The sequence below is a fragment of the Lysinibacillus sp. EB271-A1-10B genome (assembly GCF_058791335.1).
In genome coordinates this window covers 1-15,160 of the sequence record NZ_JBYTDL010000021.1, presented here as the reverse complement: position 1 = coordinate 15,160, position 15,160 = coordinate 1, and the positions used below count along the sequence as shown (strand labels likewise).

The 15,160-nt window shown below is 37.1% G+C and carries 14 protein-coding genes and 1 tRNA gene; 13 read left to right on the top strand and 2 right to left on the bottom strand.

All coding sequences use genetic code 11. From position 1 onward, the window contains the following. Positions 1-30 precede the first annotated feature (30 nt). The 8 genes from AC3WSK_RS20550 (at position 31) to AC3WSK_RS20515 (ending at position 7,387) form a co-directional block, all read left to right on the top strand. The gene (locus AC3WSK_RS20550; protein ID WP_492414424.1) at positions 31-1,554 is read left to right on the top strand and encodes a tetratricopeptide repeat protein; all 1,524 of its coding nucleotides are present in this window, start codon (positions 31-33) and stop codon (positions 1,552-1,554) included. Positions 1,555-1,721: 167 nt separating this feature from the next. Beyond that, positions 1,722-2,666 (top strand): thioredoxin-disulfide reductase, encoded by a 945-nt coding sequence (gene trxB, locus AC3WSK_RS20545; RefSeq protein ID WP_492414423.1) that lies wholly within the window; start codon positions 1,722-1,724, stop codon positions 2,664-2,666. 520 nt (positions 2,667-3,186) lie between these two features. After that, a complete protein-coding gene (locus tag AC3WSK_RS20540) occupies positions 3,187-3,654 on the top strand; it encodes an 8-oxo-dGTP diphosphatase (RefSeq protein ID WP_079563803.1) in 468 nt (155 codons plus the stop codon). A gap of 9 nt (positions 3,655-3,663) precedes the next feature. Continuing rightward, positions 3,664-4,557, top strand: a complete 894-nt coding sequence (gene rapZ / locus AC3WSK_RS20535) for an RNase adapter RapZ (protein WP_079563768.1) — start codon at positions 3,664-3,666, stop codon at positions 4,555-4,557. A 4-nt stretch (positions 4,558-4,561) separates the two neighbouring features. After that, positions 4,562-5,536 (top strand): gluconeogenesis factor YvcK family protein, encoded by a 975-nt coding sequence (locus AC3WSK_RS20530; RefSeq protein ID WP_079563767.1) that lies wholly within the window; start codon positions 4,562-4,564, stop codon positions 5,534-5,536. 74 nt (positions 5,537-5,610) lie between these two features. Next, positions 5,611-6,558 (top strand): DNA-binding protein WhiA, encoded by a 948-nt coding sequence (whiA, locus tag AC3WSK_RS20525; protein ID WP_079563766.1) that lies wholly within the window; start codon positions 5,611-5,613, stop codon positions 6,556-6,558. Positions 6,559-6,653: 95 nt separating this feature from the next. Continuing rightward, entirely contained in the window at positions 6,654-6,911 is a 258-nt protein-coding gene (locus AC3WSK_RS20520; RefSeq protein ID WP_053485816.1) for an HPr family phosphocarrier protein, read from the top strand. 230 nt (positions 6,912-7,141) lie between these two features. Next, entirely contained in the window at positions 7,142-7,387 is a 246-nt protein-coding gene (locus AC3WSK_RS20515) for a hypothetical protein (RefSeq protein WP_492414422.1), read from the top strand. 340 nt (positions 7,388-7,727) lie between these two features. Here the strand turns inward: AC3WSK_RS20515 and clpP are convergent, their stop codons facing one another. Further along, positions 7,728-8,318, bottom strand: a complete 591-nt coding sequence (clpP, locus tag AC3WSK_RS20510; RefSeq protein ID WP_079563765.1) for an ATP-dependent Clp endopeptidase proteolytic subunit ClpP — start codon at positions 8,316-8,318, stop codon at positions 7,728-7,730. Between the two features lie 462 nt (positions 8,319-8,780). Between clpP and AC3WSK_RS20505 the strand changes: the two genes are divergently transcribed. Beyond that, positions 8,781-8,855, top strand: a tRNA-Arg gene (locus tag AC3WSK_RS20505). Between the two features lie 430 nt (positions 8,856-9,285). Here AC3WSK_RS20505 and AC3WSK_RS20500 read toward each other — a convergent pair. Then, a complete protein-coding gene (locus tag AC3WSK_RS20500; protein WP_492414421.1) occupies positions 9,286-9,900 on the bottom strand; it encodes a spore coat protein in 615 nt (204 codons plus the stop codon). Between the two features lie 212 nt (positions 9,901-10,112). Between AC3WSK_RS20500 and AC3WSK_RS20495 the strand changes: the two genes are divergently transcribed. The 4 genes from AC3WSK_RS20495 to AC3WSK_RS20480 all read left to right on the top strand — a co-directional run bounded on the left by AC3WSK_RS20495 (position 10,113) and on the right by AC3WSK_RS20480 (position 14,659). Continuing rightward, positions 10,113-10,694 carry a LemA family protein gene (locus AC3WSK_RS20495; protein WP_492414420.1) on the top strand — a complete coding sequence of 194 codons (582 nt, stop codon included), beginning with the start codon at positions 10,113-10,115 and terminating at the stop codon, positions 10,692-10,694. Beyond that, positions 10,694-11,446, top strand: a complete 753-nt coding sequence (locus tag AC3WSK_RS20490; RefSeq protein ID WP_492414419.1) for a TPM domain-containing protein — start codon at positions 10,694-10,696, stop codon at positions 11,444-11,446. Before AC3WSK_RS20495 ends, AC3WSK_RS20490 begins: the two co-directional genes overlap by 1 nt. 494 nt (positions 11,447-11,940) lie before the next feature. After that, positions 11,941-14,214, top strand: a complete 2,274-nt coding sequence (locus tag AC3WSK_RS20485; protein ID WP_079563760.1) for an alpha/beta hydrolase family protein — start codon at positions 11,941-11,943, stop codon at positions 14,212-14,214. A 208-nt stretch (positions 14,215-14,422) separates the two neighbouring features. Further along, positions 14,423-14,659 (top strand): glutaredoxin family protein, encoded by a 237-nt coding sequence (locus AC3WSK_RS20480; protein WP_079563759.1) that lies wholly within the window; start codon positions 14,423-14,425, stop codon positions 14,657-14,659. Positions 14,660-15,160: the final 501 nt, after the last annotated feature.

Genomic DNA, 15,160 nt, shown 5'->3' with positions numbered 1-15,160 from the left:
TTCCTTATTTCTTGTTTCGGAGGAAATGTATTGGAAAAGAAACGTCAGAAAGAGAATCAAACGAATATAGTGTCGTTCATTCCAACAGGCGACTATTATTATAAAAAATCAATTCAAGCAATGAATAGCGGACAAATGAATAAAGCCTATAAATATTTACAGCGAGCAGTTGATTTAAGTCCTGATGATCCAATGATTTTATTGCAATTAGCGATAGTAGAGTTAGAGGGTCAACGTTTCGAGGAAGCGTATGATCTCCTTCATCGTGCCTATCAGATAGATAAAGAAAATCCAGAAATTATTTTTTACATGGCAGAGGTTTCAGGATGCATTGGTATTATACATGATGCTAAACGCTTTGCAGAGCAATATTTAGAAATAGAGCCAGAGGGTGCTTATGCTGATGAAGCTGCTGAAATATTAGACTTTGTTGATATTGAGCAGGATGACTTTGAAGAGCTTGAAGGTTCTGCTGAAGATTTATATCGGCAGGAGCAAGCAAGACGTTGTATGGAAAAGGGAGATTTCCCTGAAGCTATTAATATGCTAGAAGAGTTAATTGAGGATAGACCAGATTTTTGGTCTGCCTATAATAACTTAGCTCTTGCCTATTTTTATGTTGGTGAAGCAGAGCAGGCGAAGGCTCTTCTAAATAATGTATTACGTGAAAATAAGGGAAATTTACATGCACTATGTAATTTAACGGTGATCGCGTACTATGAAAAAAATGAAGAGGATTTAAAAGATCTTTTAGAAGTACTTGTGAAAATTCAGCCATACTTATGGGAACATCGCTATAAGTTAGGTGCAACATTAGCGCTCGTTGGACAATATGAATTAGCATTTAAATGGTTGCGTAGCATGCAAAAAAGAGGCTATGTAGGCGATGCTGGCTTTTACTTTTGGTTATCTCATGCAGCTTATTTCTCAGGACATGAAGAAATATCAAAGAGTACATGGGAGCAGCTACTTGAGCTAGATCCTGAAAAAGAAGGCTTTGAACCTTGGCGCCAAGAAGAAAACACGTTTTCACTGGATGCATTAGAGCATGACCGTGATTATATTGTGGAGAAGCTGGAGAGCGATTATACAAGTGAACGCATATTTGGTTTATTTTTACTAAGTTGTACAGCACATAAACAGGAAATTATCGCTCATCCCAAATGGATAGATGTTGACCAATGTAATGCGTATGAAAAGCTGTTCCTAGCTTATGCACTAGGACATCAATTTGATATGAAAAACAAAGTAGAGGCTAGCTTTATACGAGCAGTAAGTGTGTCAGAAATTTTACTAGAACAGTATGGTAAGCTGACGACATTGATTGCACCAATGTTCCAAATGTGGTTTGTACTTTGTGAGCAAGCATTGATAAACAATTATCGTTTTACAAATCCAGCGGCTATTGCAGGAGCAAATGACTATTTATTCCGCTCTTCTCGTAATCTCAAGGTGACAAAAAAAGAAATAGCTCAGCAATACGGAGTATCCGTGTCAACTTTATCGAAGTATATTGATGAAATTTTAACGTTTTTACCAAGTACGAATAATTAGACTGTGAGCAACATAGTTGAATAACTTTTTACTTTCACATACGATGAACATACTGAAGTTATTATCAATGGAGTCTTGGTTACGTCCGAGGCATTATCTTCATTCAGTAGGTGTTTGCGCACCTACTGAATGAAGGTAAAAAAGTATTTGTTTAGGGGGAAGTATTTATGTCAGAAGAAAAAATTTATGATGTTGTAATAATTGGTGCAGGTCCGGCTGGTATGACTGCGGCTGTTTATACATCACGTGCCAACCTTTCAACTTTAATGATTGAACGTGGGATCCCTGGCGGACAAATGGCAAATACAGAAGAAGTAGAAAACTATCCTGGATTTGATACAATTTTAGGGCCTGAGCTATCAACAAAAATATTCGACCATGCTAAGAAATTTGGTGCAGAATATGCGTATGGCGATGTAACTGAAATTATTGATGGTGAAGAATATAAAACAATAAAATCAGGTGCTAAAGAATATAAAACACGAGCAATTATTATTTCTACAGGTGCGGAGTATAAAAAAATGGGCGTACCTGGCGAAAAAGAACTTGGTGGCCGTGGTGTCAGCTATTGCGCAGTATGTGATGGTGCATTCTTCAAGCAAAAAAATCTTGTTGTCGTAGGTGGCGGAGATTCTGCTGTTGAAGAAGGCGTTTATTTAACTCGTTTTGCTGATAAAGTAACAATTGTGCACCGTCGTGATAAATTACGCGCACAAAAAATTCTCCAAGATCGTGCCTTTGCTAACGAAAAAATTGATTTCATTTGGAATGCAACAGTCAAAGAAATCAATGAAGCTGATGGTAAAGTTGGAAGTGTAACATTACAATCAACTGTAGATGGTACAGAATCAGATTTTGCTACTAATGGCGTATTTATTTACATTGGAATGCTACCATTAACAAAACCATTTGAATCACTAGGTATATTAAATGATGCCGGTTATATTTTGACAAATGATAATATGGAAACAACAGTACCAGGTATCTTCGCAGCTGGTGATGTACGCGAAAAATCACTTCGTCAAATCGTTACAGCAACAGGTGACGGAAGTATTGCAGCACAAGCCGTACAGCATTATGTGGAAGAATTATTAGAAAAAATTAATGCTTAAAGTGGAGCACTCCTAAAATCTGTTTTTGAATGGATCATCACCAAAAGTTGTGTGGATGACATTTGTTAAAACGTATACTATATAAACAAGTTGATTGGAGCGGAGGCTGGACAGAAAGCGCCCAGCTGAAACGGAAATCAACCCCAGGTTATGGGTATGATCCTCTTGATTAGTTTTTAAGGAAAAATATACAATTTTAATACGGTCTTAATATAGTTGTAACTTGAATGACATATAAAAGGTGTAAGATAAAAAGTGTAATTAGCAATCCCCCTTTTATTTTGTTGAGTAGGTTGTTTCCGCCAAATAAGGTGGAGCAACCTATTTTTGTTGTAAACGGAAATTTTGAATTTTTTTATGGTGAAGTTTCATATGCTTGAATAGAGGTTAAAAATAGGTAGCCACACATGTATCGGTGAAGTTAAAATTGCAATGCCCCTAAAGTTTAGAATTGAGGACAAACCTTGTTTAGTCTTGCTATAATAAAAGGAAGAACGTAAAAGTGATTAGAGGTGTGCCTATGCAAAGAATTGCAAATTTAATAGCCATTAAAGACGATCAAGTATTATTACTTCAGAAGCCGAGACGTGGTTGGTACGTAGCTCCTGGCGGTAAAATGGAGAGCGGTGAGTCGATTTATGAGGCTGCTGTACGCGAATTTAAAGAAGAAACAAATGTCACACCTATAAATGCTCATTTAAAGGGTGTTTATACGATGATTATTAAAGAAAACAATGAGGTAGTGGACGAATGGATGCTTTATACGTTTGTTGCAAAGGATATAGAAGGCATACCGTTTAAAGAAACTAGAGAAGGCAAACTCGCATGGCACCCAGTAGAGGACTTGAAACATTTGCCAATGGCTGAAGGTGATCGTACAAACTTACAATTTGCTATCTCACAATCAGGCGTTCAGTACGGTACATTTGAATATACGACCGATTTTGAATTACTTCATGAGAAAATACAAATATCAATAGAACAATAAAGGAGCTGCATGACAGTGGTGGTTGAAGACCTAAAAGGTAAACATGAATTAGTTATTATTACAGGAATGTCTGGAGCTGGGAAAACAGTAGCTATTCAAAGCTTTGAAGATTTAGGGTATTACTGTATTGATAATTTACCACCAGCGTTACTCACAACATTTTTAACCCTACTAAGGGATTCGGGTAAAAATATTACACGTATAGCAGCTGTCATGGATATGCGTGGCGGCGACTTTTTTGATTCTCTTATTGGCGCCCTCGACCATATGCTTAAAGAAGGCGATATAGTTGCACGAATTTTATTTTTAGATGCAGATGATGCAACGCTAGTTAGACGTTATAAGGAAACAAGACGTGCACATCCTTTGGCTGCAAATGGGTTGCTATTAAATGGCATTAAACGAGAACGTAATCTTTTATCGGAAGTAAAAGGGCGCGCTAAATTTGTTTATAATACATCTAATATGAAGCCAAAAGAGCTACGTGAAAAAATCGCAAAAGAATTTGCAAATGATGCCAATAATATATTCTCAGTAAATATTATGTCTTTTGGATTTAAACATGGTATGCCGATCGATGCCGACTTAGTGTTTGATGTCCGTTTTTTAAAAAATCCATATTATGTAGAAGAGTTACGTCATAAAACAGGATTACAAACAGAGGTATCTTCTTATGTGCTGGCACTTGAGGATACGCAAACACTCATTCAAAAATTGACGGATTTGTTTGAATTTATGATTCCACTTTATAGACAAGAGGGTAAATCGCAACTTGTCATTGCTTTTGGATGTACTGGAGGACAGCATCGCTCAGTAACATTAGCGGAATATTTCGGGGCATATTTAGCTGGGAAGGAAAATACCGTTATTGCGCATCGTGACATCAATCGTAGAAAGGATTGAGTGAATGGGAAAGAAGCGAACAAAGCTTGTTGTAATAGGTGGTGGCACAGGGCTTTCTACCCTGCTGCGAGGCCTCAAGCACCATCCATTTGATATTACTGCAATTGTTACAGTAGCAGATGATGGTGGGTCTTCAGGACGCTTACGGGATGACTATGATATCCCACCACCTGGTGATGTCCGTAATGTTATCGCAGCGTTATCTGATGTCGAGCCGCTTGTAGAGCAAATGTTTCAATATCGATTTTTAGCATCGGAAGATTTACGTGGTCATTCATTAGGTAATTTAATGCTGACGGCTTTAACAGATATTACTGGTGACTTTAACCATGCTATTAGTGAAATGGGAAAGGTTTTAAAGGTGCATGGCCGCGTCATACCAGCTGCTAATAAAAAGATATATTTACATGCCGAACTTGAGGATGGTTCTATCATTGAAGGTGAATCTAAAATTCCCTTTGCTAAAAAACGAATTAGTCGAGTTTTTTTAGTACCTGAAAACGTGCAACCGCTACCAGAGGCTATTCGAGCAATCAATCGTGCTGACTATATTTTAATTGGTCCGGGAAGTTTATATACGAGTATAATTCCAAACCTTCTTGTAAAAGAAATTGGAGAAGCTGTTGTAAAGGCAAAAGGAAGAAAAATTTACGTTTGTAATTTAATGACTCAAAAAGGTGAAACCATTTCCTATACAGCTGGTGATCATGTAAAAGCTTTATATGACCATGTTGGAGACGCATTCATTGATTCTATTTTAGTAAATGATGTAAAGCTTCCTCATCCTGTAAAAGAACTTTATAAGGAAGAGTGTGCTGAGCCAGTAACGTTCGACGTTGCCAAGCTCGAAAGTATGCGATTAGAGGTTATTCAACGAGATATTGCCACGATTCGTCCTGATGGAACGGTTCGTCATAATGCGGCAAACGTTGCGGAATGGCTTGTAGATTATGCAAAAATCTATGAGGCAAAAAGTTAGTGAATTATAAAGCGCTTATTGTATATGATAAGATGGCATATACATAGAACAAAAGGTTGAAAGGAGGGCGTGATATGTCTTTTGCTTCTGAAACGAAAAAGGAATTAACTCAAATAGAAGCGGACAATCATTGTATGAAAGCAGAAGTATCTGCCCTAATTCGTATGAATGGTTCATTATCTTTCGCTAATAAGCAGTTAAGCTTAGACGTACAAACTGAAAACGCTGCAATCGCAAGAAGGCTTTATACGATTATGAAAAAACTATATCCATATAATGTAGAGTTGCTTGTTAGAAAAAAAATGCGTTTGAAAAAAAATAACGTATACATTTGCCGTGTTAGAGAAGGTGCGCGTGAGCTACTAATTGATTTAGAAATCATCTCAGACGACTTTCAATTTAATCATACTATTTCTCGAGAGCTCATTAAAAAGGGTGGCCAAAAAAGAGCATATTTACGAGGAGCATTTTTAGCTGGAGGCTCTGTCAACAATCCAGAAACATCAGCCTACCATTTAGAAATTTATTCATTATATAAAGAACATGGCGAGGCTTTAATGGATTTGATGAATGAATTTGAGCTAAATGCAAAAACAATTGAACGAAAAAAAGGCTTTGTAACTTATTTAAAAGAAGCTGAAAAAATTTCCGATTTCCTTAATATCGTTGGAGCTCATCAAGCAATGATGAAGTTCGAAGATGTCCGCATATTACGAGATATGAGAAATAGTGTTAATCGCATTGTTAACTGTGAAACAGCGAACTTAAATAAAACAATAGGTGCCGCATTACGTCAGGTAGAGAATATCCGATTTATTGAAAATTCAATAGGTCTCGATCAATTACCAGAAAAACTTCGTGAAATAGCGCGATTACGAGTAGAATATCAAGATGTAACACTGAAAGAACTTGGTGAAATGGTATCAAGTGGAACGGTTAGTAAATCAGGTGTCAATCATCGATTACGTAAAATTGATGAGATTGCTGATGCATTAAGAAGTGGCGAAAAAATTGGTGGCTAAATTTTCATACTTTTCAGGTACGTGTTGTTCTTTTGCTAGTAAGTAAGGTAAGATAAAAATAATAAGATGAACGGTAGTAAAGGGGAGTTTTAAGAATGACCGAGAGAAGAGTCCATGTAAAATTAAAATTAGGACTACAAGCTAGACAAGCAGCGCTATTTGTACAAGAAGCAAATCGCTTTAGCGCAGATATCTTTCTTGAGAAAGACGAGAAAAAAGTAAATGCTAAATCCATTATGGGTGTTATGAGCTTAGCCATTGCAAAAGGAACAGAAGTTGTCCTTAGCGGTGATGGTAACGATGCTGAGCAAGCGGTTACAGCATTAGCAGCCCTAATCGAAAAAGAAGATTAATAAAACGTATAATGCAGAAACTGTCCAAGAGGTCACACTTACATATTGGGCAGTTTTTTTGCGTTTTCACATTGAAAAAGCAGGTCCTATTTTTTGTTGGATATTTGTACAACTTGAGATGAAGGTCAATGTTATCCTATACCGATCGTCGACGTGAGGGATAGGAAGATTGAAGTGATAGGGAGTAGAGTCAGAGTCGAAGCGATGGGAGAAAGGGTGAGAAAGTTAAGATGACGGATGGAAAAGCCGAGGTGACGGAAAGAAAGGGTAAAGTGACAGAAAGAAAGGGTAAAGTGACGGAAGGAAAGAGTAGAGTGGCGGAAAGAAGAGTCAAAGCGACGGAAGGAAAGAGTAGAGTGGCGGAAAGAAAAGGCAAAGCGACGGAAGAAAAGGCTGCGACGGAAAGAAGGGCCGAAACGACGGAAAGAAAGGGCTGCGACGGATGGAAATGCCGAAGCGACGGAAAGAAAGGGTAAAGCGACGGATGGAAATGCCGAAGTGACGGAAAGAAAAGGCCGCGACGGATGGAAAGGGCGGAGTGACGGAAAGAAGAGTGGAAGCGGTGGAAAGAAAGGTCAAAGCGACGGAAGAAAAGGCCGCGACAGATAGAAATACTGAAGTCGTGGATAGGAAGGCTAAAGTCGCGGATAGAAACGCCAAAAACGCGGATAGAAACGCCAAAGTCATGGATAGAAACGGCAAAAACGTGGATAGAAGATCCAAAGCGACGGATAGAAGAGCCGAATCAAGGGTGGACCCATCAAAGCAAACAAAAAAAGACATCTCAGGAATAAACCTGAGATGTCATTCGTTTTTTTATTTACGGTCGTTGCGATCCATAATTTGGTCGATTAAGCCGTACTCTTTTGCGCGCTCAGCAGTCATGAAGTTATCGCGGTCTGTATCTCTTGCAATGACTTCAAGTGGTTGACCTGTGCGTTCTGATAAAATACCGTTTAATTTTTCACGTAAGAATAAAATGCGTTTTGCAGCGATTTCGATTTCAGTTGCCTGACCTTGTGCACCGCCAAGTGGTTGGTGAATCATTACTTCAGCATTCGGTAATGCGAAACGTTTACCTGGTTCACCAGCTGCAAGTAGAAAAGCACCCATAGATGCTGCCATACCAATACAAATTGTTTGTACTTGTGGCTTGATAATTTGCATTGTGTCATAAATTGCCATACCGGCAGTGATTGATCCACCTGGTGAGTTAATATAAAGAAAGATATCTTTATCTGGATCTTCTGCTTGTAGGAATAGAAGTTGAGCAACAATTGAGTTAGCAACGTTGTCATCAATTGCACTTCCTAATAGGATAATACGGTCTTTTAGTAGTCGTGAATAGATGTCGTACGCACGTTCACCACGACTTGTTTGTTCAATAACTGTAGGAATTAAATTCATGTTAAATCCTCCTTAGAAAACTAAATTCGAATACTTTTGCTGAAAACTTCCATCGTATTCAGCTGTAACCTTATCATACACATTATAGTCAGGGAAGGTCAAATATTAACCCTGTTAAAGTGAAATAAATTAAAATAATTTCGCCTTGTGTTAATTGAAGCAGGCGCTTCGCTTTTACGTAGATAAACAATGCGCCTGAAGCCCGTACATTAACTTCCTTTCTAATGCGTGACATACACTGTAGCTGCGTTTTATTTACTAGGTATTTTGAACTTACTGAATGAAGATAAAAAAGTTTAAATGTTTTACATTCTATAGTTGAATTTTGAGCAATACGTTTGTATAATGAATAAGGTCATAAGTTAAAGTACAGTACACTATTTTGTCAGGTATGCTTCAAATGAGGATTATCTACATCATGCTTTTCGTAAAGCCTAGTGGGTACTTTTTTTTTGTTCAATTGCCCTCGTGGTGTAATGGATAACACGTAAGATTCCGGTTCTTGCACTGGGGGTTCGATTCCCTCCGAGGGCGCCATTTTACTGATTATTTGATATATTTTTATAACTCGAATTCTCCTAATAAGTAGTTTAGCAGCCTGCTTAGTGGAGAAAGAGAGGGAAATTAATGGGAATATTACCTAATAGGCATTATTCCCGTATCTGTTCCTTTCAAACCTTCAAAAGAGCAACAACTCCAAATTATTTTTTAGTGAACATACTGTACGTGAAGACTAGTTATACTAGTCGAAAAAAAAGAATCCTATCTGAGGGGATTCTTTTTTTTGCAAAAAAAGTAACATATACAATGGGTTTTGACTGTGGAGTTAGAGATTGTGTTGGCTATTTGTCGAAGAGAGAAGCTTTTTGTAATCCGCAAAACGAGCGAGGAAAATTTATAGTTCATTAAATAAGAGCAGCCCCTGTGATGATGCATCACATATGGGACTGCTCTTGTTTTTTTATTATTAATGTAGGGGATTTGTTGTAGTGCCGAACGAATTAAGCATCGTGTTCATATCTTGTTGAGAATATTGTGGTACTTGATAGTAGCCGTGCATATTTTGGTAAATAGATAATTCGTATGCCATTTCAATGCAGTTGGGAATACTATCAGCAACAACACGTCGAACTACAGGGTTTGTAGTTTCAGTTGCGGCAGTAGTCATACATTTTGCTGCTCCTTTTTGAGCACCTAATAGGAAGCCAGAAATTGCTTCGTCGTTGAGCTCGCTTGCATTTTGCATAGGCTTTTTAGGTTGGCCAGGATTTAATCCGTATTTGAAATCATTGCCTGTCTCCATTTGATAGCGTCCTGTAGGTACGGAAGGATCATGCCCTGTATTAAATGATTCCACAATTGTGTTATACATACCTAATGTGAAATTATATTGGCGATCCAAAATGCTAAGTAACTCAGGATCCTTAACATGTTGACGTAAAAAGATCGATTGATTCATTCCAGCAATAATTTCGCCAATTGTTTCATGCATGTCCATTAGTTCATGTCCACCATGATTTAGGCTTTGTTGTTGGTTGAATGATGTTTGGTTTGATGATTCATTTTGAAACGATTGTGTCAAAAAAAGCGCCTCCTATATATCATAGTTTTGTTACATATTAAGTATGGCACGTTAGACAAATTTCATACGGTATTGATGCGTTTGCATATAAGTAGAATAGTGATGTTTTTTTGTTGCATATTAGTGGTAATGAAAAGAATGGCTCATCGTCAAAATAAATAGTATTTCTGATTTTGAGTGATAGCTAAAAGAAAGCGAAGGTGGTTTTAAAGTTGAAAAAAATATTTGGACCTATCGGAATTATCGTTATTATTTTAGTTGTATTGTCCTTACTATTTATACCAAAATACAATAGCCTTGTAACGGCTGAGGAGGGCGTAGATTCGAAATGGGCTCAGGTTGAAAATCAGCTACAACGTCGCTACGATTTGATTCCGAACTTAGTAGAATCTGTAAAAGGATATGCCAACCATGAAAAAGAAGTTATCGCTAGCATTACAGACGCACGTGCACAAATGGGAAGTGCTCAAAGTCCAAAGGAGCAAGCGGTTGCCAATGATGCATTGAATGGAGCACTTAGTCGATTGCTAGTAGTTGTAGAAAATTATCCGAATTTAAAGGCAGATGCAAACTTCCGTCAATTAATGGATGAATTAGCGGGGACAGAAAACCGTTTAGCTGTTGCCCGAGAAGATTATAACAATGAAGTGCAGGCTTTTAATAAAACAGTCAAACGTTTCCCAGGTAATTTAATCGCGGGGATGTTTGACTTTGAACAGAAGGAATATTTTAAAGCTGCTGCCGGTGCTGAAAAGGCACCATCTATAGATTTTAGCGGTTCAGGTAAACAATAATGAAACGGTTGATGACCCAACTTGCTATTGTTGGCTTCCTATTTATTTTATCTATTAGAACAGCAGATGCCACAATGCCAACACCGATGAAAAATACGTATATTCATGATTTTGCTAATGTTATATCTGCCTCTGTAGAGGAAGAACTCAATCGTTACTCAGAGCAGCTAGATAAAGGTACAAGTGCTGAAATTATGGTCGTAACAGTAGATAATATTAATGGCCAAGAGCCAAAAATGTATGCAACAAAAATGATTCGCTCTTGGGGTATTGGTGATGCCCAAAAAAATAATGGTGTGTTAATCTTAGCAACGTTTGGGCAGGGAAAAGGCAATAATGATGTTGTTATTGCAGTAGGTCAAGGCCTTGAAGGGGCATTACCTGATGGCAAACTGGGGCGCATTTTAGATGATGCGTTTTATCCAAATGTAGGTGCTGAAAATATGGATAAGGCATTTAAAGCAACGTATGCGGAAGTATTTCAAAATGTCGCGCAAGAGTACGATTGGGATGGAGAGGTGCCTGAAAATACAGCAGACAGTGAAGGAATGCCAACGTGGATAATTATTTTAATCGTTATCATAGTAATTGTTGTATCAAAAGGTAGAGGGGGAGGGCCTCGTTCAGGTCGACGTGGCGGTTATCCAGGTGGTTTTGGTGGCGGCTTTGGCAGTGGCCGCTCTGGAGGAAGTGGCTTTGGTGGATTCGGAGGAGGCTCATCTGCTGGTGGTGGAGCAAGTCGGAAATTTTAACTTCTTTCCGAATCTAGACGAATTATGCTGAGGCGATTGATTATTATATTCAAAAAAGTGAACTACAAATGAGTTCACTTTTTTACTGGTTTAAAAGTTCTAACAATCTAACGTGTATTGATATGGAGTAACCACTTTGAATAAAAGACTTTTATCAGCATCATTAGCAGTTAGTTTAACAACATCAGCTGTTAATCCTGTAACTATGAAGGAAGTTTATTGCACAGTCCTTTTATTATTGAAAGTAAAAACTCATGAATACGCCTTATGAAAAGTTTTATGCTACAAGAAGTAATGGGGAGTTCGTTCAGTCATCAGTTGTTTGCACCTTTGATGACGAATACATACAGACTGTTTATCTACTCATGTATTCAGTTGATTTCATACCTTTTAATCTAGTGAACCAGAAAATTGACAAACATACAGAAGTTGGTTTAAATTTGTTGTATTGACAAAAAATGTATGACACGAACTGATAATAGGAGGGAATCGTTTTGAATAAAAGATTTTTATCAGCATCATTAGCGGTTATTTTAACGACATCTGCTGTCATTCCTGTATCTATGCAGGAAGTGCGCGCGGCCAATGAAACTAGTAGTCAAGTAGAAGTAAGAGAGGAACGTCTATCAGCTAAGGAGTTTTTAGATTTAACGGTAACAGCTCTTACGTTCCAGCATGGATCTGAAACAATGCGTCAGCAAATCATTGATACGTGGGTAAAAGGCGCAGAATTAAAAGATTTAAGTGTCAATATTAAACGTGATGAAGTGGCACGTGTTTTAGTAAGAGCTTTAAATAAAGAAGAAAAAGAAGCAACACTTGCCGAGTATCAAGAAAAAGCAAATAAGCTTGGTTTATTTAACGGTCTTTCGAATAGTGAAACGATTACTAAACAAGATGCGGTCAAAATTTTAAACAATGCTAAAAATGTGAAAAACGCTGTCAGTAATAAAGGCGTGAAAGAAATTTCTGTAGAAGATTTCATGAAAAACCCTGGAAGCGTTGGCTATCAACTTTCACCAGACGGAAATTACATTACTTATAACTCTGCGTGGAAAAATCGTTCAAATGTGTACGTAAAGAAAATGAATGATGATAGTGAGCCAGTACGTGTATCTAGCTCAAAGGACCGTGATATTGCCGGGTCATTCTGGAAAGATAATAATTTACTATATTTAAAGGATAAAGGTGGCGATGAAAACTTCCACATTTATTCAACAAAATTTAATGGTAATAAGGAAAAAGATTTAACTCCTTATCCAAATGTAACAGTTAGGTTCTTAAGTGATTTACAGGGCGTTAAAGACGAAATCCTTATTACGATGAATAAAGAAGATGCAAAGGTCTTTGATGTATACAAGCTTAATGTGAAGACTGGAAAAACTACACAAGTTGCTAAAAACCCAGGTAATATTTCGAGTTGGTTAGCAGATCATGATGGAAAAGTACGTATGGCAGTTACCTCAGATGGTGTAGAAGGAACTATCCTTTACCGTGACTCAGAGAAAGACGAATTCAAGCCATTTATTGAAATGAAAGCAGGAGATGAAGTAATGCCAATTGCTTTCTCTAAAGACAATAAGCATATTTTTGCAACTTCTAATAAAGGAAGAGATAAAGTAGAAGTGGTTAAATATGATTTGAAAGGTAATGAAGAAGTAATTATGTCCAACTCAGAAGTGGATGTAATAGGTGTATTATATAGCCCTGAGAAAGATAAATTATTATACGGTGGATATATAACGGATAAAGTACACTATCAATTCTTTGACAAGGACTTTGAAAAACTATTCCGTAAAATTCAAAACAAATTAGGAGTTCATGAAAGTGAATTAAGTATTAATGATTACAATAAAGAAATGACAAAATTTATTGTTAGTGTTTCTAGTGACACTGTTTACGGAAAATATTATTATTACGATTCAACAATAGATAAAATGACAGAAATGGGAACATTAAGCCCTTGGTTAAAACAAGAAGAGCTTGCAGAAATGCATCCAATTTCATATAAAAGTCGAGACGGTCTAACAATTAACGGTTATTTAACATTACCAAAAAACAAAGAGGCTAAAAATCTGCCACTTATCGTCAATCCACATGGTGGACCATGGGGACGTGATATGTGGGGCTTTAATCCTGAGGTGCAACTACTAGCAAATCGCGGTTACGCAGTACTACAAATGAATTTCCGTTCTTCGACTGGATACGGTAAAAAGTTCCTTGAGGCTGGTAATAAGCAGTGGGGTCTCAAAATTCAAGATGATATTACGGATGGTGTACAATGGGCAATCAACCAAGGTATTGCAGATCCAAAACGAATCGGAATTTACGGTGCATCCTTTGGGGGTTATGCAACTTTAGCAGGTATCACTTTCACACCAGATCTATATGCAGCGGCAGTTGATTATGTGGGTGTATCGAATATCTTTACGCTATTAAATACAATTCCTCCATACTGGGAAACAATGCGTGAAATGTTATATGAGCGAGTAGGGCATCCAGTGAAGGATAAAGAGCTATTAACAGCAGTTTCACCTGTCTTCCACGTGGATAAAATTAAAACACCATTATTCGTCGCTCAAGGTGCAAATGATCCACGTGTAAACAAAGCTGAATCTGATCAAATTGTTGAAGCGTTACGTGCAAGAGGCGTCGATGTAGAATACATGGTGAAGGATAATGAAGGCCATGGTTTCCATAATGAAGAAAATAGAATCGAATTCTACAATGCAATGCTGAAATTCTTAGATAGCCATCTGAAAAAATAATATGTATGAAAGAAGACTGTGCAGGAAGTATGACCTTGCACAGTCTTTTATAGTTAGAACCTTAATAGAATAATCCATATATCCGATAATTTTGTTATTTTAGGGATAGGAAAAGTCAGAACCATTTTAATAATGGGTGCTATTTCCCGAAAAATTGTTTATAGATAGCTGTTTCGTTTTATAATAGCTCATAAGGGAGGTGCTGTAATTGAACGTGAAATTTTTTAGTCGAGCGAATTGTGGACTATGTGTAGAGGGACTGCATACATTAAAGCTTGTACAGGAAGATATAGATTTCGATTTAGAAATTATCGATATTGAAGAAGATGAGAGCATACATGAAAAGTATATGCTCATGATTCCGGTAGTAGAAAAAGATGGGCAAGTAATACAATACGGCAATTTGGATTACCCAACACTTATGGAGCATTTATGTAGCGAATAACAAAGGAGGAACCTTGTATAAATCAACATACACAGAGCGTGGAAACGAATATGCTTAAAAAATTCGCTTCCTTCTAAGAGGTTAATTATTTATGTAGACCTAATTATAGTACCCTTATGATGTGTTCCTTTAATTGAAAGGGTTGATTCTATTTAATAGTATGATTTAGCTGTTGTTAAATCTACTGTATTGAAAAATTGTTTAAACGTGTTGACAGGTGAAAAGTAATCGTGATATATTATTATTCCTGTCACTTCGACAGTAAAAAACATTTCAAAATAGGTTTGACAAACATATTGATATTTTGATAGAATAAAGTCCTGTCACATTGACAGTGAAAAAACACTTCAAAATAGTTGTTGACAAACATATTGATATTTTGATATAATTATTTTTGTCGCTAGTCGACAATGAAACATGAAACATGAACCTTGAAAACTGAACAAGCAAAACGTAATCAATAAAGTTTTCAGTAGCTAACCTTGAGTTAGTGAACGAAAC